Source organism: Sinorhizobium sp. P24N7 (assembly GCF_042436655.1).
Lineage (GTDB): Bacteria > Pseudomonadota > Alphaproteobacteria > Rhizobiales > Rhizobiaceae > Sinorhizobium > Sinorhizobium meliloti_A.
Genome location: NZ_JBHMIW010000010.1, coordinates 1 through 19013, shown reverse-complemented (window position 1 = coordinate 19013; position 19013 = coordinate 1). Strand labels below are relative to the sequence as shown.

Here is a 19013-nt window from a genome sequence, read left to right as displayed (position 1 = left end):
ACCATGAAGGCTGTGCGGCTCTACGACGCCAAGGACTTGCGGGTGGAGGAGGTCGCCGAACTGTCGGCTCCGCCGCCAGGCTTCGTCAACCTTGAAGTAAGGGCTGCTGGCATCTGCGGTTCCGACCTTCACAACTACCGTACCGGCCAATGGATCTCGCGCCGGCCCTCGACGGCAGGCCATGAATTTTGCGGTCGCGTGACTGCGATCGGAGAGGGCGTCAGTCACGTGGTGCGGGGAGACGTCGTCTCTGCGGACTCGCGCATGTGGTGCGGCACCTGCCCGGCTTGCACGAGCGGCCGCAAAAATGTCTGCGAGGCCTTGGGTTTCGTCGGCGAGATCTGTGACGGTGGCTTTGCCGAGGCGGTGCAATTGCCAGCCCGACTGGTCGTGCGCCACGATCCTGAGCTTTCGCCCCATGTTGCCGCTATGGCCGAACCGATGGCGGTCGCCTTGCATGCCGTGCGTCGCCTCGCCATTCCGGCCGGCGAACCAGTTCTCGTCATCGGCTGCGGCACGATCGGCGGGTTGAGCGCCCTTCTTCTCTCCCGGTTGCACGCCGGTCCGCTGCTGCTGGCCGATCTGAACGCCGACAAAGCCGCTCTTGTCGCCGAGGTGACTGGTGGCGCGGTCGTTGCTCTCGACAGGGCGGTGATCGAAGAAGCACTTCCCGGCGGAAGGGTGCGGTTCGCCCTGGATGCCACCGGCAGCATTCAGGCGATCGCCCGGGCTCTCGACATCCTGTCAGCTGGCGGAGCGCTGGCGCTCGTCGGCATTGGCCACGGCAGGCTCGATTTCGACCCCAACATCCTCGTGGAGAGGGAGATGTCACTCGTCGGCTGCCATGCCTTTGCAGACGAGTTGCCCGAGAGCGTCGGGTTACTCGTCGATCTCGCACCCGCGCTGCAACGTTTCATCGAGGTGCTGCCGGCGCTCGACGATGTGCCCGAGGCTTACGAGAGGCTGCTGCGGGGCGACAGCAAGGCGCTCAAGACGATCATCGAGGTTGCGGGCTAAGTCCGGTCCGCCATGTCATTCCGGATGCCGAGGCGAAGGTGGAGGCAGTGAACCATGAATACGCTTTCAGATTCTGCATCGCCGCTCTACGCGAAGGTGAAGGACTTCGTCCTTGGCAACATCGGCAGCGGCAAGTGGGCCCGCAACAGCCGGCTTCCGTCCGAGAACGAGCTCGTCTTGGCACTCGGCGTGTCCCGTATGACCGTTCACCGGGCGCTGCGGGAGCTCACTTCGGAGGGGCATCTGCGCCGCATTCAGGGCGTCGGCACCTTTGTCGCTCCGCCGCGGCCCCAGTCGACGTTGATCGAGATCAGCAACATCATCGCCGAGATCAGAGCGCGCGGTAGCCGGCACCGGGCCGAGGTGTTCGTGCTCGAGCGCATCGCACGACCGGAACCAGAGCTTCTCCTCGCCTTCGAGTTTGAGGCGGTGAAGCCCGTCGACCATTCCGTCGTCATTCATTTCGAGAACGACCTGCCGGTCCAGCTCGAGGAGCGCTACGTCAATCCCAACCTCGTTTCCGGCTATGTCGACCAGGACTTTGCCGCAGTCGCCACTTATGACTACCTGCAGAACGCAACGCCGCTGACCGAGGTGGAGCACCTCATCAGCGCTCTGCCGGCCAGTGCTGACCAGGCTCGCCTGCTGAACATTCGCCCGGGTGACTGCTGCCTGGTCCTGCACCGCAAGACCTGGACAGGTCCGGTCGTCGCAACTGTGAATACCTTCACCTATGTCGGCAGCCGTTATTCGCTCGGCAGCCGCTATCTGCACGGCGGCAAGTGACCGCCGTTCCTATCCAAATACCCATTCGGAAAGAACGCTATGAGCCAGGCCACGAGCCGCACCGCACAAATTAGGAAGATCGCCAAAACCGGAGACGGCATGGCGGAACAGTTGCTGGCCGAGCTGCTGCGCGACCTTTTCGGGATCGAGGCAAAGAACGTCGCGATCAATCACGACCAGTATAGCCTCAATTCCCTCAATGGATTCTTCGATACCGAAGATGGCGCGTTCTTTTTCAAGTTCCATCAGGAAGAAGGCGAGGAGGCCATGAGCGGCGAATATTACCGCGCGGACATCCTGGCCCGCGCCGGACTTCCCGTAGATCAGCCATTGCTGATGTCGACTCTTCCGGGCGAACAGATCCTCGTCTATCGCCGACGCACTGATCCGCGTTTTTCCGATGTGCTGCGAGCGCTGGATCTGAATGACGATGCTGCCGCGAGAGACAGGGCTGTTGAGGCCGAACGCAGGCTGAGCGAAGCCGTGCTTCAGGTCTATCTCGATACGCTGCATCCGGTGAATGCGGGGGAGGTTGCGGCCGAGCCGATCCACCGGCTTTTTTACGAACGGCTCATCGACCCTTCGGCAGGTACCTATCCGGGCGGGCGAATGGCGAGCTTCTATGTCGGCAAGGACTTTGCCTTTCCGAACCTGACGATCGATTGGGAGACGCTATCGCGCTGCCGGTTTGTGGTGAACGGCATCGAATACCGCGACAGCCTCGGTGCTCTCTTCGATGCCGCGCATGAGCGGCTGAACCCCTCGCGGCTGACCGATGCCGGGGGAGTGGTCGCGCATGGCGATGCCCACAACGCGAATGTCTGGTACGAGGAGCGCGATGACAGGGCACGCTTGTCTTTTTTCGATCCCGCCTTTGCCGGCGAGAACATCCCGACATTGCTCGCCGAAGTGAAGACGACCTTTCATAACACCCTCGCCCATCCGCTGTGGCTCTACGATCCTGCCATGGCGGCTGAGCACTACACGGCCAGCGTAATGCTCGATGGTAGTCTGCTCCGCGTCACGACCGACTTCATGCCAAGTCCCGCCAGGCGGGCGCTTCTCGACGTGAAGGCAGAGGCACTATGGCGTCCACTGCTCCACGAACTGAAGGCGCGGGGCACGCTTCCGGCCGACTGGCGCCGGGTCATCCGGCTTGGCCTTTTCCTATGCCCGACGCTGGTGATGAACCTGCGGGCCGGCGCAACGACTCATAACGCGATTTCCTCCCTGATAGGCTTCTCCGTCGCGGTGATGGCAGGAAGCGAGCCGGCTGCGGGAGACGATTTAATTTCAAGATTCATCGACACAATCGATCCGGACAACGGCTGACATGGCGCTGGTCAACATCCACGACTTTCGCGATCTCGCCCGACGGCGGCTGCCGAAGATCTTCTTCGACTATATAGACGGTGGCTCCTTCGAGGAGGAGACGATGCGGGCGAATCGCTCGGACTTCTCCCGCATAACCCTGCGCCAGAACGTGCTAGTCGAGCCGCAGCCGCAGGACCTTTCCACGGCTTATCTCGGGAAACGTCATCCCCTGCCGTTCATGCTCGGGCCGGTCGGCTTCCTCGGCCTTTATTCCGGCAAGGGCGAGGTCAAGGCCGTGCAGGCGGCGCATGCCGCGGGCATCCCCTTCTGCCTTTCAACCTTTTCCATCGCTTCACTAGCCGACCTTCGCACCGTCACGGAAGGGCCGCTGCATTTCCAGCTCTATGTGCTGGAGGATCGCTCGCTATGCGAGGAATTGCTCCAAGCGGCAGAACGGGCCGGCGTCGATACCCTGTTCGTAACCGTGGACACAGCCATTACGGGCATTCGCGAACGGGATGTGCGAAACGGCTTCCGATCGCTGACGCGGGTGACGCCGGACCTCTTCGCCCGCCTCGCGCTGAAGCCGCGCTGGCTCGCACAGGTGGCCCTTGCCGGCATGCCGTCGGTCAGGGCTATCGAGCACCGGCCGGAATTCGGTCGCGGCGCGCTTGAGCAGGCGGCCAATCTCTCGCGCCGAATTGACAAGACGCTGTCGTGGAGGGACATCGCCTCGCTACGCGAACGCTGGACGGGCAAGCTCGTAATTAAAGGCGTTCTCACGCCCGCGGATGCCGTACGCGCTCGCGACCTCGGTTGCGATGGGGTGGTGATTTCCAACCACGGCGGACGTCAACTCGACGGTGCCCCGAGCACGATCCGCGCCCTGCCGAGCATTCGCGCCGCCGTGGGAACCGACTTCTGCCTTATGCTTGACGGCGGTATCCTCCGAGGCGCGGACGTCATCAAGGCGATCGCACTCGGCGCAGACGGCGTGATGCTTGGCCGAGCTTATACCTATGGCCTCTCGGCCGCCGGGCAGGCGGGCGTGGCCGAGGTGATCGCCATCCTCGAGCGGGAGATTGCGATCAGCCTTGCATTGATGGGGATTGCCTCCATCGAGCAGCTCAAGGCTCTCGGCGCGGAAGCCGTCTCGACATTATGATGGGAGAGCTGCGCAGCTTGCCGGCGACGAAACGCTGATGCTGGTGGAAATTGAAGATGCGTTCAGCAGTGCTGGATTCACCTACCGGTTAGGGGGACGCGCGTGTCGCCGGGACACGGCTTTCTAAGCTTGGGCGTCCAGAAGTGTCCCGAACGGCATTATGCTAGAAAAGCCGTTCCCCCCAGCAAAACTGGTAGAGACTGTGTCCAATTTTCTAGGAACGTAGCCACATCGTCATCGCTGTAGCGAGACCGCCCTGCAAGGACGTAGCAGGTGCCCATCCGGGAAAACCCCGATCTTGCGGAGCAGGTCCTTCGCGCGGGCCCAGACTGACACAAAAACCAACCTCTTGGTGAGGAGCTCAGCGGCTTCGCAACTACGGCGGAGCCCTTCCTCGATGATCATTTCAGGTGGGGGCGAGTATCGGGCGTGGGACCGATGAGCGGAAGTTGAGGCATCCCTCGTTTGAGGGGATCAGGGAGAGGGCCGACGATAGACGGTGTTTGGCATAGCAGCCTGCTCCCCGATCGATCTAGGTGAGCTTGCCCTCCACCGCGGCCAAGGAACTCTTTCGCAGGTACTTAGTTTAGACAAGTTGCATAAAGGGAGGACCACCATCATGAGCGATCCTGTCGCCGTTCATCAAACCCGCGAGACCGTTTACGCTCCTGATCTCTCGGCAAATACGGTCATCAACGAAATCTCCTGGGGAGCGGTGTTTGCGGGCGTCGCGCTCGCGCTTGCGGTCCAATTTCTGCTGAACCTCTTGGGCGTCGGCATCGGAGCCGCCGTCATCGATCCGACAACAAACGACAACCCAAACCCAAGCACTTTTTCGATCGCCGGCGGTCTCTGGTTCGTCGTCTCTGGCATAGTTGCGGCCTTCGTCGGCGGATATATCGCCAGCAGGGTTTCCGGCCGCCCTGGCAAAACGACGGGAAGTTACCATGGGCTGACGAGTTGGGCCGTCACGACCTTGATCGTTCTTTATCTCCTTACGACCTCCGTCGGCGCGTTGGTGGGTGGCGCCTTCAGCGGTCTGAGTAGCATCATCGGGGGCGTCGGCAAGACTGCCGCCACAGTCACCTCTGCCGCCGCACCGACAATCGCCGCGTCCGCGGATCCAATGGCCGACATCGAGCGGCAGGTCAGGAGTGCGACGGGAGGCAACGATCCGGCAGCGCTCCGCGACGCAGCAGTCGCCGCTGTGCAGGCAGCAGTCACCGGCGACGAGGCGACCGCGGAAGAAGCACGAAATCTCGCTGCTGATGCCATTGCAAAGGCACAGAACATTCCGGTGGACCAGGCACGCGCGCAGGTTCAACAATACGAAGAGAGTTACAAGGCCTCGATCGAACGCGCCAAACAACAGGCGACCGAAGCCGCGGATGCGGCCGCCACCGCAGTTTCTAGCGGGGCCATCTTGGGCTTCTTCTCTCTCGTTGTTGGCGCGGTCGCGGCTTGGTTCGGTGGTGCGTTTGGAACGCCGCGTACTCTGGTCACGACTGATGCCACGCGTCGTGCCGGCTAGTAAGTAGCCCCGATCTCCCGCAGCTGCGGGAGATCGGCGGTCGGAAACGCGTTTGGCCCCCGCGCTGGAACGGGGAGGGCCGGGCGAGTGCTCACCATCAGGTGTCGGCGGCTATCAATGTTCCGCAAGAATTGGCGCAGTCGACTGGAAGAACTTCCGACCGAAGAACGTCGCGGGTTCGTGATCGCCCAGCCGACTCGAAAACGAGCGATGGAGCGATGTTCATCTCTCGTCTGGAAGGCATCCTGATCTCTGCCGTGCCTAACTGGCAGCGGTTAAAGGATAGCCGGCTGGTAGCTCCACTTCTCCTGATTGGTCGGCCCAATTTAGCCGCAAGTGCCGTTTCAGAGGTTGGGATTCCCCCCGCTTCCAGGAGATGATGAACTCCTCTGTAACAGATCTCTTGATGAACCTTTGGGGCGCTCTTGCAGCATGGGCGCTCACATACGCGGATGTCAGCTTAATTTTCGAAGATAGCTGGACGGTGCTACTGTGCCAGACGGGACAATGGCAAGATGATGTTCACTGATAAACCGGTCGGACGCCAGTCATAGTTGAGGGTACCGCCGAATTGGCGGATCACAGTCTGCTCCACCAACGTGCTGCCGAAGCCCTTGGAAGCAGGAGGGGAGGATATCTCTCTCTCCCCCTCTTCATTCCAAGTGATGCTCAGGTCGTCGCCGTTGATCTGCCAGACAATGTCCACCCTGCCATTGTCGCCGCACAGCGCCCCGTATTTGGCCGCATTGGTCGCCTGCTCATGGAAGACTAGCGCAAGTCCGTTGACCGATTGCTCGCCGCATAAAATGGTAGGGCCTTCAAGAGAGAACCCGCTCTTGCCGGGGATTGCGGCAGGCTCGTGAGGCGCGATGACGATGCCCATTAGGTCCGCAAGATTGGAGGCCGCCCCTTGGACGTCGCTAAAAGATGGTTTCACCAAGGAATGGGCAGCGGCGAGCGCATGCAACCTGCCAGACAACAGCGCGACTAAATCATCCTTGCTGTCCGTGCTTCGGGCGCTGATGCGGATTATGCCGTCTACGATGGCGAAAAGGTTCTTGAGCCGGTGGCTCATCTCTCTGGTGAGCAGTTCCTGCTGTACAAGCGCCTGCTGGAGTTCCCGTTCGGATCGCGCGATCTTCAGTGCTATACCGATGAAATCGGCAAGCTCCTGCAGCGTGGCTCCGTGACCGCAGTGGAAATACCCGATCCTGTTGGCGACGACCCAAAGGGTCCCGAGTGGCTCCGTCCGTCCTATATATAGGGGAACGAGCAAAACCTCTGGCAGCGACAAGCCCGCTGGTATCCAGTCATAGACGCGTTCCGGATGGATCGCCAGTGTTGGTGCGCTGCGGTCGAGCGTAATGCCACACGGCGAGTAATCGCGGGGAGTAGTCGCCCCGTTGAACGGCGATAGAATTCCCTTCAGATTATGCCAGCGGAACACCGGGAACGACTCTGTCTGCTCGAGCAGGCTGACACCGGCGGAAATCGCGCCTGTCAGTTCCATGGCGAGTTCGACGAACTTTGGGAGCATTTCTCCAGGCGCATCGTGCATGCGTCCGGCGAGCTGAAGAAGTGCGGCCTTCTCCTGCGCGGCATCGCCGCGTGGCACTGGCCGCTCACTCAGGTCGACCGTGTAAACCGCCGAAACGTCGGGCGTGGGCACCTTCACCGCTTCCATCTTCTCGCTTCCCTCTCGGTGCGCGCAGACCCTCAAGGGTCATCGGTATCCTATTTACACGATGGAGGCAAAACAGCAGACATGGGGCCCAGTCTTCAAGACGCACCTGTTTATGACGGTCATCTGCGCTCGCTTTACTGCCCCAGTAACGCCACTTGGGCACGTGTGGCATTGTGCAGGAGCTCGCAAGACGGTGCAAGCGCTTGCGCGCCAGCATGCGTACTCGCTATGAGGCGCGGTCGTTGGCAAATTCCGAGCGATAGCGAAGCCAGGCTCAGCTCTTGTTCAGAATCCATAGCGTTCCGCCCCGGTGCGGAAACAGGAAGTTCTGCTCGAAGCGCAGTCCAACCGGCGCTTCCAATTTCGGATCAGTCTGGCAGTCGGACCAGAGCGGCACGCTGCAGTCTTTGCGCCCCCATGCCATGCGGGTGCGCGACCGCCGATCGACGACGACCTTGCCGACGCGCAGATGGCGCATTGCCTCGTCGAAAACGCTCCTGAATATTCACCAAAGGATCACATAACATACCAAAGGGAATTGCTCGTCGAATCTGGCAATGGAGAGGCCGTCCGGTCGGACGGGAGAACAAGCGTCCACATTTGGCTGGGTCACTCCTCCGGCCTCTGAAACCGCGGCGACCACCCGCGCGAGATCCCCACACTCATGAACTGCTCGGCGATCGCAAGCTGTTCGCGCAGATGCTTGCAGTCGAGCAACGGTGTGACGATCGTTGGCCGCGGATCTCCATCGTGCCATGCGAGCGCTGCCTCGACCTCCAATCCAGATCGGCGCGGTCTGCCTCTTCGAGGTGGGATAGTCCGGTTTCTCCGACCAAGCGACCATTCCAGGATTCTGCGTCCGGGACGTTATAGAACACCAGTCTCCTGCGAATTTCGGCGGCACGGCGTTCAGAAGACAGCTTGCCACGTGCTTTCCGCCGCTCCCTTCAACTGCGCCAGAAGTTGAATGGCGGGGTCTCAAGTTCTGCTCACATTAAGGCGAGGGACCTGTCCGAAGTTCAGCGCAAGCTTATTCTGATATGCGGCCTGTTTGGCCTTCGTTAGGATTGGGAGCTGCGGATACATCGATGCGGCTCAAAATATGTTCCGAGATGCTCCGCGCGATCTCCCGCTCGCCCATGATGATGAGGTTCGCTCCCAACCTTGTCAGGTAATCGACCTCAGCGTCGGAATGCGCGCGGGCGATGATCTCGAGTGTCGGATTCACTGTGCGGGCGCGCTCGATGAGGTTGCCACTTTCGAACGGACTTGGAATGGCGCTGATCAACCAGTTGGCTGCGCCAACGTTGGCCGCCTCAAGTAATCCGGGCTGAGCGGCATTTCCAATAATGACTTCGGCGCCAAGCGCCCGGAGTTGATCGGCAACCGCTTGCCGCTCCTCAATTATCAGGTAAGGCAACCGTGCTTTTTGCAACGTCTCTGCAACCAGGCTCCCAACCCGCCCATAGCCGACAAGGACAGCATGGTGGGTGAGACGGGTACCCGTGAGCTCGGGTGTGTCTGTCTTGCGGTCTTCTTGTATGGCGCCGACCGGCTCGCGTTGCTTGAGCCATGGCATTAGGCGACCGAATCCGGCGAATAGAAGAGGGTTGATGAGAATGGACAGGATCGCTCCGGCAAGCACCAGGTCCCGTCCTGCCTCCGGAAGAAGCTTGAGTTCAACTCCCAGCGCCGCAAGTATGAAGGAGAACTCGCCGATCTGTGCGAGGCTGAGGCCGAGTGTCAGAGCTACAGGCAGGGAATAGCCGAACATGATGGCGATCGCGGACGCGGCTGTAGCATTGCCAATCACGATGATCAGGAATGTTGCTCCGACGAGCAGCGGCTGCTCGACCAGAATCATGGGGTTGAACAACATGCCTACCGAGACAAAGAAGAGCACGGCAAATGCGTCGCGGAGCGGCAGCGTTTCCTGAGCGGCCCTTTGGCTCAACTGTGATTCGGCGAGGATCATCCCCGCGAAAAATGCGCCAAGAGCGAAGGAGACACCGAACAGTTCAGCTGCTCCGAAAGCGACTCCCAGGGCAATCGCCAGTACCGCCAGACGGAAAAGCTCTCGCGAACCGGTGTGAGCAACATAGTGCAGTACCCACGGAATGACGCGCCGGCCAAAGATAGCCATCGCAGCAAAAAAGGCAGTCAACTTGGTCAACGCAAGTGCAAGCGCGCCGGACACAGTTTGCGGCTCAAGAAACGTGAAGAGGCCGCCATCGCCTGAACTCGGCCGAGTTGTGCTGCCGCCAAAACTGCTAGCGAAGGCCGGCAATAATACGAGGGCGAGGATCATGGCGACGTCTTCGACGACCAGCCATCCGACGGCAATACGCCCTCCATCGGTTTCGAGTTGTCGCTTTTCCTGGAGGGCCCTTAGTACCACGACCGTGCTTGCAACCGAGAGTGCCAACCCGAACACCACGCCGGCTGCAATTGGCCATCCGATCGCTTGCGCCACGATGAACCCGAGCGTTGTCACCAGAGCCATTTGGCCGAGAGCCCCAGGAAGCGCGATAGTCCGCACGGAAAGTAAGTCGTGGATGGAGAAATGTAGCCCTATGCCAAACATCAGCAGGATAACACCAAGCTCGGCGAGTTGGCGCGCCAGCGATTGGTCTGCAACAAAGCCAGGCGTAAACGGGCCGATCAAAACACCTGCCAAGAGGTAGCCGACCAGCGGCGATAGGTGAAGTCGATTTGCCACAGTGCCGAAAATGAAGGCCAGCCCAAGGCCGGCAACGAGGGTGGCAATAAGTGGTGTGTGAGGCATTTCTCCCAGTCCGGCCGCGTTCCATTAAGAGGCCAAGTGCGGCACGAGCATAGACATAATGGACTATGGCGCGAGTGTCTCGTTATCTTTGTGAGGGTGCTTTCGCCGGCGTCGCGTACGGTTATATGACAAGTTGGCGTGTGGGTTCGGCATAGGAGCCATGTTGAATAACCGACAGGAGATCGCCATGTGCTGCCCGATAGTCAATTCCGCCATCATCCGCGCCCATCAGCACGCCGCCGGCGCAAAAAACGGGTGAAGATCAGGCCCTTGGCCGCTCCCGCGGCGGCTTGAACACCAAAATCCACATGGCCTGCGAGGTCTCGGTCACACTCACCGCAGGCCAGAAGGGCGATGCGCCGCAAGCCGACGCCCTGATCGAGGGCCTGCCCGCCGAGGTCGTCATGGCCGACACCGCGTTATCGTCTGCGCGACGCCATCGTCGACAAGGGCACTGTGCGGTGATTCCCAACAACCCGTCCCGTGCGCGAATGTACCCGCTGCACGAGCATTTCTACGCCCAAAGGCACCTGATCGAAGCTGCCGACGTCCGGATGCTCCTTCGCTGGCGCCAAAAGACGGAAGTGGTTGAGATTAATTCGACGTTCAACCTTTAAGGATATCGTGCCGAGCACATTGGTTTAGATCTGCGTTTGTATTGATGAGCGAATTTCAGAACAAAACTATCAAACTTATGACGGTCTGCGACGGCGAGGCTTCAGTGACTGATCCTGCCCAGCGCCGGCGAAACCTTCTTTCGTCGACCCTGGAGCTCTACCGGGCTCTGGGAGGGTCTTTTGAGGAACTCGAGTCAGCCATTATGAAAGAGGAAACAGGCACCCTCCGGCGCCGCGACCTCATAGTAGGCGATCTGATGAAGGAATTGGCGGCTATCTGTCACATCTGCGATATGGACATCATGCAGGCCGGTCACAACACACTCGACAAGCTGATATATGAGGAACGGTCTTTTCCAACGTAACCGGCCGATTGTTACCGCGGAGATTTCGCCTTGACGCGAGCGATGACTTCTTCGTCGTCGACGAAGCAGTCGAGGAAGTCGTTCCAGGCTTCAGGCGAACGGCGCGCATCGGCAAGCATTTGCCTCAGCTCATCGATGCCATCGTCGGTCAGTGCGGTGATTGTCTCATCGTCACCGTGTACGACGCTGATGATACTTCCATAGGTCAAATTGTCAGAATTGCTGACGATCGTCTCGAGGAGTTCCCGGTCTTCGCCGAGCATTTCGGCGACATGGTTGATGGTGAAGACATGGGTGACGGTGGCCATCAGGCGGCCTCGGCGCAGATGATTGCCACAGGTGCCCAGTTCCACGGGAGCAGTTCGTCGAGCCTATTGATCTTGTGATCGTGAATGCGGTCGAGCACGTCGGCCAGATAGGCCTGCGGATCGATGCCGTTCATCTTGGCCGTCTCGATGATCGTCATGGCACGCGCCAGGGTCTCCGCGCCGGTGTCAGCGCCTGCGAAGAGCCAATTTTTCCTTCCATTCTGCCCATGTCGGCGATGAAGTTGAGGTTCTTTATCGCTGGCATCCTTATTTTGGCCAGAGGGTTTCCATTCGCCGTGTTGAAGAACGAGCGACAGGCCGGGTTTTGAAGGTTCTGGGGCCGACAGGTGTCGTCATCGCGATCTCAGGGTGGATGATCGATCCCGTGGTCTGCCGCGGCATGACCATGGGAACGCCACGCGTCGATCTTGCGACGCTAATCGAATTGAACAGGCTGGTCTCTGGCGGCACCAAAGCGGCACCCTTCCGAAGTGGACGTAGAATCACTCAGGAGGACCATGATGAGATCCCGCAATACGCTGGTGCCGGCGTCGGGCCGGCAGCTCGACCTGATATTCAAAACCCGGATGCTCGACGGTCTGAGCGACAAGGATCGCAAGAAGGTGATTTCAACGCTGGCTTGCCTGCTGATGCAGGCCGCAGGCCTCGTCGTCGAGGAGCTCATCGATGAGCAACACTAATTTGATTCCGACAGCGTTGCTCGCGCGCAAAGCCATCGTCTACGTGCGGCAATCCTCGCAATCGCAGGTCATGACAAATCTGGAAAGCCAGCGACGGCAGTATGATCTTGTTGACGTTGCGCGACAACACGGCTTCAGCAATATCGAGACCATCGACGACGACCTCGGGCGCTCTGCCAGCGGAACTGTCGCGCGCCCTGGTTTCGACCGTCTTGTCGCCCTTTTATGCGCTGGCCAAGTTGGTGCCGTCTTATGCTTCGATGCTTCACGGCTTGCGCGCAACGGTCGGGACTGGCATCACCTGCTCGAACTATGCGGCCTGGTCGAAGCCCGCGTCATTGATCATGACGGCGTCTACAATCCGTGTCGACCCAACGATCGGCTGCTGCTGGGAATGAAGGGCAGTATCAGCGAGTTCGAACTGGGCGTGCTGAGAGCCCGGATGCTCGATGCCGCCAGATCGAAAGCGCGCCGTGGCGAACTGCGACTTTCCGTTCCGTTTGGGTACATTTGGCATCGAGAGGCGGGGCTCGGGCTTGATCCGGATTTGCGGCTGCAGGACGTGATCCGGTCCATCTTCGCACGCTTCCGTGAGCTTGGAAGCGCACGCCAGGTGCTATTGTCGATGATACGGGACAATATCCACTTCCCGCGGCCGTCGGACGAAGGTCGCATGACCAGCTTTGTCTGGACGCCAGTCCGTTACCGGAATGTCATCGGCATCCTGAAGAACCCCTTCTATGCCGGAGTCTACGTCTATGGAAAGAGCGAGAAGCGGACAGCCATCGTCGATGGGAGGGCGCGGCGTAGCTACGGACACGGCAAGCCGGCCGGCACCTGGGAAGTGATGATCCGGGACCATCACGAAGGTTACATCAGTTGGGAAGAGTACGAGCGCAACCAACAGCAACTGGCGCTCAACAATTATGGCCGTTCGGGCGGAACCAAATCGGGCCGCGGCGGCAAAGCGTTGTTGTCGGGTCTCGTGACTTGCGGACGGTGTGGACGGCGACTGAGTGTTGCCTATACGGGAAATCCACAAAATCCAGTCTATCGCTGCCATAAACAGAACCTGATGATGGGCTTGCCCCGTTGCATGACGTTCGGCGGCTCGAAGGTCGATGCGGCGGTTGCGCGCGAGTTGTTGCGCGCGGTAGAACCATTAGCGATCGAGGCGACTTTTGAAGCAGAGCGGATGCATCGGGAGCGACAGGAAGAACAGCGCCACATTCACGATCTGGAACTGCGGCAGGCCCGCTACGAGGCAAGCCTCGCCGAGCGCCGCTATGCGGCATGCGATCCAGACAACCGCCTGATTGCTGCACAGCTTGAGAAGAATTGGGAAACGGCGCTACGCCGCGTCCGGGATCTGGAAGTGCGCAAGCCTGCAGATAGTCCTTCAACCATCGAAGTTGACACAGGCACTTTCGCAAACCTCGCTGACAATCTGCAGGCGGCCTGGGAGTCGCCGGATGTCACCATGCGCGTGCGCCAGCAACTGCTGCGTACATTGATCGCCGACATTGTTGTCGATGTTGACGATGAAGTGCGCGACGTGGTGCTGACTATCCACTGGAAAGGCGGTCAGCACTCGGAACTGAGAGTGCGCAAGCCTCAGAGCGGTGAACACGGTTGCGCCACAACGGAAGATGCTTTGGCAGTGATGCGGAGCATGGCAGGACGCTGGTCCGATGAACATATCGCCGCGTCGCTCAATCGAATGGGTATGCCCACGGGTCAAGGAAAGACCTGGACCGCACACCGTGTCGCTTCCGTAAGGCGGGTCCGGGCCATTCACGCGTACAAATCAGCCGATAAAGAGGGCGAATGGCTTACCATGACAGAGGCGGCGGCGACTTTGGGCGTGACGAACCACAGAATACGCCACCTTATCAAGACGAACGTGTTGTCTGCCGAGCAGGTGGTTCCCGGCGCGCCGTATCAAATCCGGGCCAGCGACCTGGCTTCTGCGACGGTCCAAGCTGCGATAGCCCGAAAGGGCCGCCCGTGTCGCATTGCTGACACGGAGACGCTTCCAATGTTTACAGACACTTAGAGAAGGAGTGCACAATGACTCAGGTCCGGCAATTGGACGCAGGGCCCGTTCGGCGGCGTTGTTATCCATGGCGACGCGACCGTCTTCGAGGAATAGGCAGAACGAATGCCAGCGGCTCAGGCCGTAACGGAAGGCGCTCGCCAGATCGCCCTTGCCCGGAATACGGGTCAGTTGCGCTTCAGCCCAGACGCGCAAGGCTTCGACCTTTGCTTTGCTGTGCTTCTGACGAGCAGCAAGGCGGATATCGGCAGGCTGGCCTGCAATGTCGCGCTCGATGTCGTAAAGCGCGCCGATACGGTCGAGAGCCTCGCGCGCGATCTCGGATTTGTTCGAGGTCCAGATATCATGAATGTCACGTCGCCAATGCGCCCAGCAGGCCGCTTCCCGGAAGCGGCCTATGCCGTCCGCTCCTGGCTCATAAAGCTTCCCGTAGCCTTTGTAGCCGTCAGCTTGAAGGATGCCGCTTGTCTGCCTGAGGTGATGGTGGACGTGCTCTTCCTTCCAGTCGGGAGCAAAGTAGTAGACCGTTCCCGGTGGAGCCGCGCCCGCCCATGGACGCTGATCGCGGACATACGTCCAGATCCTGCCTTTCTTCACGCCTTTCCCAAGCCCTTTGTCTCGCCGAGAGCGATCCAGCACCCGGATCGGGGTGTCGTCGGCATGGAGGAGGTCACTGCCCATGATCGCAGTCTCGATCCGCTCGATCAGGGGCTGGAGCACCTGCATGGCGCGGCCGCACCAATCGACCAGGGTGCTGTCCGGAATGTCGGCGCCCATGCGGGCGAAGATCTCGTTCAGGCGATACAAAGGCAGGTGATCGTCGAACTTCGAGACCAGGATGTAAGCCAGAAGCCCAGCACCTGCCATGCTGCCCGGTATCGGACGGCTCGGCGCCGGCAACTGCACCATCTTCTCGCAGCAACGGCAGGACTTCTTCAATCGGGCGACCTCGATGACCTTCATCTGCGCAGCGATCATGTCAAGGATTTCGCTGGCGTCCTCGCCGACAAGGCGCAATTCACCGCCGCAATCGGGGCAGCAGGTACCCGGATCGAGTTCTTTGCGCTCGCGAGCTGCCTTTTTCCGATACCCGCGGACGGCGGCGCATCGTCTTTTCGGGCGTGCTTGCCACAGGCGTGGCAGGCACTGCCGCATCGACCTCATCGAGCCGCTTGGTGCTGTTTTCCGCTGCGGCGATTAAAAGATCCTCCAGCGCCAGTTCCAGCTGCTGGATTTCCCGTTCGATCTTTTCCGAGGACTTGCCGAAGACCTGTTTCTTCAGCTTGGCGATGCGCAGTCGCAGTTCCCCGATCAATTGGTCGTGCGCCTGCAACGTCGCCGACATCTTCGCGTTGTCCGCCTGCAAGGCGGCGATCATCGCCTTCAGGAAGGCCGGATCGTCGTGAAGATTTTGGCTCGCGTTCGACATGATCCTGACTACCATAGGTCAGGACGAGTATCCATAAAAACAAGCAGATTCAGTGAGATAAAATCAACCGACACGCGCCGGCGGAGCGCCCCAGTTGGGCCGTCGCCAATCAATCCCTTCCCAAAGCATGGCCAGTTGCGCCGTTGTCAGCCGGGCCGTTCCATCGGCTGCTGAAGGCCATGGAAAACGCCCCCTCTGCAAAATTTTATAGTACAGGCAGAAGCCCTGGCCATCAAAATACAGGAGTTTCAAACGATCGCCCCGTCGTCCTCGAAACGCGAAGACTGCACCTCCCGTCGGCTTCTGGCGCAGCACATCCTGCGCAAGCGCAGCCAAACCTTCCACCCCTTTGCGCATGTCCGTGGCTCCGCAGGCGAGATACACTCGAACACCGGTTCCTGGTCCAATCATGCTGCTTCAACCGCCCGGATGAGCCGAGTGAGGACGGCGGCATCGACGCCACTGTCGAAGCGAAGGCTGCGCCCATCGTTCAACCGCAACTCGATCATTGCAGGCCCGCGCGCAACCTCCTCACGCACCAGCGGGGCGCCGTGCAGGGCGGCCGTGTCTACGGGAACGAAGACCGTATCGGCCGTGGACGGCAACAAACCCTTCTTCTTCAGCTCATGCCGCCAGGCGTAAATCTGCTGCCGGCTTACATCGTGCCGATGGGCAACCTCCGTGACCGTCGCACCGTCGAGCCCAATCGACATGACAACGTCGAGCTTCTGCGCGTCACCCCAACGCCGCCGCCGTTCCTGACCAAGAATTTCGACACGCATCCCATACCTCGCCTAAGACACGTCGCTAACGACGTCGTTAACGACGTGTCTTAGGTCATCAAGGCGCTATCCGGCAGGCGGTGCCAATCGGGTGCTTACTTTCCAACGATGGAAATGGACCGGAGCTTCTAAAGTAGCCGTTGCGGGCGCTCGTCAGCCGCTGCAACAGGTTTCGCCCATCTACGTCTCCGAATCGCGCGCGCTGACATCAACAAGCTTAAGGCGCATAGATGAAGCCCTGACCGTTTCCGGTCAGGGAATTTCGTTGGAACTGTCGTTCTGCAGTATGAAGCAAGGACACGGAAATACGGTCCGCCGCAAAGCCCACTACAAGCACTGGCAATGCTAGAGGGTGTGTCAAAGCGTGGTCGATCTTATACGAAGGTATTAGGTGTGCCAGTAACAATTTAGGGGTTTTTGTATTCTTGTTTTACTCTTGTCGAATTGACCGGAGTGTGCTTGTCCCCCGGAAAACAGTCCAAGCAAAGGCTTCATCGAATGGTAAACGCTCAGTGCCAAGCGTGCCCAACACCATGGCCGATAGGAGGATCCAAGGACGCAACCCAGAACGGTCAGGACCCGGCCTTCCTCGATGCGCTGGCCACCACGCACTAGCATTGCGCGAGCGGCCGAGGCTGACCGTTATTGTGGCTCGCATGCGACCCGCATCTTCCACCGCGTTAACCGAACTTCAAACTTATCTTCTGCGAACAGGCGCAGGGGCATCAGCGGGCGTTGATGCGTGTCTCTTTCCAAGCCCCATCGCCCGTGCGAGTTCCGAGCGCTGCAGAGCATAGTTGCGGGCGGTCATCGGGTAGTCGGATGGAAGCTTCCATTTTTCGCGATACTGCTCCGGCGTCAAACCGTATTTAGTCGTTAGATGGCGCTTGAGAGATTTGAATTTCTTCCCGTCCTCCAGGCATACGATGAAGTCGTCGGTCACGGACTTCTTGATCGGAACCGCGGGCCGTTGATCCTCAACTGCGGGCGGGCTCTGCGCTGACGCAGACGTCTCGCCCAGTGCGCCGTAGGTTTGCTGGATAAGGTGGGGGAGTTCGTCGGGGGCAATGATATTGCGGCTCAAATAAGCCGATACGATGCGACTGGTGAGCTCAAGCGTTCGTCCATTTGGGTGCGCTTCTGTCAATGATCTTCTCCGCAGCCTATTACAAAAGAATCGAGCCAGCAGCGTGCAGATATTTCGGTCGGAACGAAGGCACCTGACTCAGCGCTGCGCTATATATCTCTGCTCTCATCGTTATGAAGGGTTACATGGCCGAAAACAAAACGCACTGGCTCCGGAAAGAAAATACGGATCAGACGAAGGCGAGCTTTCCTGAGCTCTTTTTCGATCTCGTTTTCGTTTTTGCGTTGATTCAGCTTTCCGAGAGCCTTTCGGATGATTTCAGTCTTGGCATCGCCGCTGAAGCAGTGCTCTTCATCTTCGCGCTTTGGTGGGTATGGATCCACACGACGTGGGTCATGGATCTTCTGGATACCGAGATCTCACCGGTCCGCCTGCTGCTCTTTACGCTGATGTTCTGCGGCATGGTAATGGCCATCGCGCTGCCGGAAGCCCTCGCGGGCATGGGCCTTGTCTTTGCGGTCGCCTATTCGGCCATGCAGGTCAGCCGGTCGCTGTTCACCCTCTATGCGTTCCGAAGAGGCGACTTGGCCTCGTTCATGACCTTCTTCCGGATTACCGTCTGGCTTATTATTTCAAGCATCTTCTGGATCACGGGGGGTCTGTCCGAACCGAATCTGCGCGTCGTCCTGTGGATCGTGGCACTTGCTCTGGAATACGTAGGCCCGATGGTCAGATACTGGGTACCACGTCTCGGAGCTTCGCCGCGCGAAACGCTCGACATCGACGGGGAACACCTCGCTGAACGCAGCGCGCTTTTTGTCATTATCGCGCTCGGGGAGACCATACTGACGATCGGCAAACACACGTATGAAAACCTGGACACTGAAGGTACGCCTCTGGTGCTGTGTCTTTCCTTCCTGACTACCGTTCTCATGTGGTGGATCTATTTTCACGACGGCCAGGAACGCGCTGCTGACAAGGCAGAGGATACGTCTAAACCGCAAACCACCGCGCAGTATCTCTTCACCTACGGTCACCTTCCGATCGTGGGCGGTATCATCTTCACCGCCGTCGCAGAAGACTTCAGCCTGGCGCATCCTTACCAATCCGGAACATACAATAGCGCGCTGGCGCAGCTCGGCGGGCCGATCCTGTTCCTTGCAGGGACAATGTGGATGAAAGGGGTGTCTTCGCGCGTCCTGCCGTATTCGCATGTCTTTGGCATCGGCTTGCTGGCAGCCAGTTTCACGCTTGTGCCTTTCAGAGCCTGACCGAAAAAGAGTTGAGTGAAATCAGTCATTTGTGATTCTGTTTGTTTGCTTATGACGAACGGAGACCACAATGGGTTGGACTGATTTCACCCGTCGGCAATATGCCCGACGCGCG

General features: G+C 59.5%; 15 protein-coding genes and 4 pseudogenes. 10 read left to right on the top strand and 9 right to left on the bottom strand.

Going from position 1 to position 19013, the window contains the following annotated elements; genetic code table 11:
* Positions 1-3 precede the first annotated feature (3 nt).
* From ACFHWW_RS18420 to ACFHWW_RS18400, 5 genes are all read left to right on the top strand, one after another.
* Complete coding sequence (locus ACFHWW_RS18420; protein WP_379939887.1) at positions 4-1017, top strand: zinc-binding dehydrogenase; 1014 nt, start codon at positions 4-6, stop codon at positions 1015-1017.
* A 54-nt stretch (positions 1018-1071) separates the two neighbouring features.
* Positions 1072-1803 (top strand): histidine utilization repressor, encoded by a 732-nt coding sequence (gene hutC, locus ACFHWW_RS18415; protein WP_100674386.1) that lies wholly within the window; start codon positions 1072-1074, stop codon positions 1801-1803.
* A gap of 111 nt (positions 1804-1914) precedes the next feature.
* The gene (locus ACFHWW_RS18410) at positions 1915-3135 is read left to right on the top strand and encodes a hypothetical protein (protein ID WP_379940245.1); all 1221 of its coding nucleotides are present in this window, start codon (positions 1915-1917) and stop codon (positions 3133-3135) included.
* A 1-nt stretch (position 3136) separates the two neighbouring features.
* Complete coding sequence (locus ACFHWW_RS18405) at positions 3137-4282, top strand: alpha-hydroxy acid oxidase (RefSeq protein WP_379939885.1); 1146 nt, start codon at positions 3137-3139, stop codon at positions 4280-4282.
* 619 nt (positions 4283-4901) lie between these two features.
* Positions 4902-5813: a PhnA-like protein gene (locus ACFHWW_RS18400; protein WP_379940243.1), complete on the top strand. Its 912-nt coding sequence runs from the start codon at positions 4902-4904 to the stop codon at positions 5811-5813.
* A 487-nt stretch (positions 5814-6300) separates the two neighbouring features.
* Here ACFHWW_RS18400 and ACFHWW_RS18395 read toward each other — a convergent pair whose 3' ends face one another.
* The 3 genes from ACFHWW_RS18395 to ybaL all read right to left on the bottom strand — a co-directional run bounded on the left by ACFHWW_RS18395 (position 6301) and on the right by ybaL (position 10282).
* The gene (locus tag ACFHWW_RS18395; RefSeq protein WP_379939883.1) at positions 6301-7497 is read right to left on the bottom strand and encodes a sensor histidine kinase; all 1197 of its coding nucleotides are present in this window, start codon (positions 7495-7497) and stop codon (positions 6301-6303) included.
* Between the two features lie 274 nt (positions 7498-7771).
* Entirely contained in the window at positions 7772-7975 is a 204-nt protein-coding gene (locus tag ACFHWW_RS18390) for a hypothetical protein (protein ID WP_379939881.1), read from the bottom strand.
* Between the two features lie 552 nt (positions 7976-8527).
* Positions 8528-10282, bottom strand: coding sequence for a YbaL family putative K(+) efflux transporter (gene ybaL / locus ACFHWW_RS18385; protein WP_379939879.1), 1755 nt, complete (start codon positions 10280-10282; stop codon positions 8528-8530).
* A 199-nt stretch (positions 10283-10481) separates the two neighbouring features.
* Between ybaL and ACFHWW_RS18380 the strand changes: the two are divergent.
* Both ACFHWW_RS18380 and ACFHWW_RS18375 read left to right on the top strand, forming a co-directional pair.
* A pseudogene (locus ACFHWW_RS18380) lies at positions 10482-10821 on the top strand (IS5/IS1182 family transposase); the annotation flags it as partial.
* 122 nt (positions 10822-10943) lie between these two features.
* On the top strand, positions 10944-11264 hold the full coding sequence (locus ACFHWW_RS18375) for a hypothetical protein (RefSeq protein ID WP_379939877.1): 321 nt from the start codon (positions 10944-10946) through the stop codon (positions 11262-11264).
* 11 nt (positions 11265-11275) lie between these two features.
* On the opposite strand, the gene ACFHWW_RS18370 is transcribed toward ACFHWW_RS18375, so the two are convergent.
* Both ACFHWW_RS18370 and ACFHWW_RS18365 read right to left on the bottom strand, forming a co-directional pair.
* On the bottom strand, positions 11276-11572 hold the full coding sequence (locus ACFHWW_RS18370; RefSeq protein ID WP_088200579.1) for a hypothetical protein: 297 nt from the start codon (positions 11570-11572) through the stop codon (positions 11276-11278).
* A pseudogene (locus tag ACFHWW_RS18365) lies at positions 11572-11790 on the bottom strand (transposase domain-containing protein); the annotation flags it as partial. The pseudogene ACFHWW_RS18365 and the gene ACFHWW_RS18370, both read right to left, overlap by 1 nt.
* A 303-nt stretch (positions 11791-12093) precedes the next feature.
* On the opposite strand from ACFHWW_RS18365, the gene ACFHWW_RS18360 reads away from it, so the two are divergent.
* Both ACFHWW_RS18360 and ACFHWW_RS18355 read left to right on the top strand, forming a co-directional pair.
* The gene (locus ACFHWW_RS18360; RefSeq protein ID WP_101778541.1) at positions 12094-12273 is read left to right on the top strand and encodes a hypothetical protein; all 180 of its coding nucleotides are present in this window, start codon (positions 12094-12096) and stop codon (positions 12271-12273) included.
* Positions 12260-14329: a recombinase family protein gene (locus ACFHWW_RS18355; RefSeq protein WP_101778543.1), complete on the top strand. Its 2070-nt coding sequence runs from the start codon at positions 12260-12262 to the stop codon at positions 14327-14329. The genes ACFHWW_RS18360 and ACFHWW_RS18355 overlap by 14 nt, the downstream gene beginning before the upstream one ends.
* A gap of 30 nt (positions 14330-14359) precedes the next feature.
* Here the strand turns inward: ACFHWW_RS18355 and tnpC are convergent.
* From tnpC to ACFHWW_RS18335, 4 genes and pseudogenes are all read right to left on the bottom strand, one after another.
* Positions 14360-15758 (bottom strand): annotated as a pseudogene (gene tnpC, locus ACFHWW_RS18350) (IS66 family transposase); the annotation flags it as partial.
* 63 nt (positions 15759-15821) lie between these two features.
* Positions 15822-16169, bottom strand: a complete 348-nt coding sequence (tnpB, locus tag ACFHWW_RS18345) for an IS66 family insertion sequence element accessory protein TnpB (protein ID WP_102903080.1) — start codon at positions 16167-16169, stop codon at positions 15822-15824.
* Positions 16166-16540 carry an IS66-like element accessory protein TnpA gene (tnpA, locus tag ACFHWW_RS18340; RefSeq protein ID WP_379939873.1) on the bottom strand — a complete coding sequence of 125 codons (375 nt, stop codon included), beginning with the start codon at positions 16538-16540 and terminating at the stop codon, positions 16166-16168. The genes tnpB and tnpA overlap by 4 nt, the downstream gene beginning before the upstream one ends.
* Before the next feature lie 697 nt (positions 16541-17237).
* Positions 17238-17687, bottom strand: coding sequence for a MucR family transcriptional regulator (locus ACFHWW_RS18335; RefSeq protein WP_379939871.1), 450 nt, complete (start codon positions 17685-17687; stop codon positions 17238-17240).
* A 125-nt stretch (positions 17688-17812) separates the two neighbouring features.
* Between ACFHWW_RS18335 and ACFHWW_RS18330 the strand changes: the two are divergent.
* Positions 17813-18895, top strand: a pseudogene (locus ACFHWW_RS18330) (low temperature requirement protein A); the annotation flags it as partial.
* Positions 18896-19013: the final 118 nt, after the last annotated feature.

Bases quoted from the DNA above. Each gene is read 5' to 3' on its own strand.
- ACFHWW_RS18355 (WP_101778543.1), top strand. From the start codon at position 12,260: ATGAGCAACACTAATTTGATTCCGACAGCGTTGCTCGCGCGCAAAGCC.
- tnpB (WP_102903080.1), bottom strand. From the start codon at position 16,169: ATGATTGGACCAGGAACCGGTGTTCGAGTGTATCTCGCCTGCGGAGCC.
- ACFHWW_RS18395 (WP_379939883.1), bottom strand. From the start codon at position 7,497: ATGGAAGCGGTGAAGGTGCCCACGCCCGACGTTTCGGCGGTTTACACG.
- ACFHWW_RS18420 (WP_379939887.1), top strand. From the start codon at position 4: ATGAAGGCTGTGCGGCTCTACGACGCCAAGGACTTGCGGGTGGAGGAG.
- ACFHWW_RS18370 (WP_088200579.1), bottom strand. From the start codon at position 11,572: ATGGCCACCGTCACCCATGTCTTCACCATCAACCATGTCGCCGAAATG.
- ACFHWW_RS18360 (WP_101778541.1), top strand. From the start codon at position 12,094: ATGAGATCCCGCAATACGCTGGTGCCGGCGTCGGGCCGGCAGCTCGAC.
- ybaL (WP_379939879.1), bottom strand. From the start codon at position 10,282: ATGCCTCACACACCACTTATTGCCACCCTCGTTGCCGGCCTTGGGCTG.
- ACFHWW_RS18375 (WP_379939877.1), top strand. From the start codon at position 10,944: ATGAGCGAATTTCAGAACAAAACTATCAAACTTATGACGGTCTGCGAC.
- ACFHWW_RS18400 (WP_379940243.1), top strand. From the start codon at position 4,902: ATGAGCGATCCTGTCGCCGTTCATCAAACCCGCGAGACCGTTTACGCT.
- ACFHWW_RS18390 (WP_379939881.1), bottom strand. From the start codon at position 7,975: ATGCGCCATCTGCGCGTCGGCAAGGTCGTCGTCGATCGGCGGTCGCGC.
- hutC (WP_100674386.1), top strand. From the start codon at position 1,072: ATGAATACGCTTTCAGATTCTGCATCGCCGCTCTACGCGAAGGTGAAG.
- tnpA (WP_379939873.1), bottom strand. From the start codon at position 16,540: ATGCGTGTCGAAATTCTTGGTCAGGAACGGCGGCGGCGTTGGGGTGAC.
- ACFHWW_RS18405 (WP_379939885.1), top strand. From the start codon at position 3,137: ATGGCGCTGGTCAACATCCACGACTTTCGCGATCTCGCCCGACGGCGG.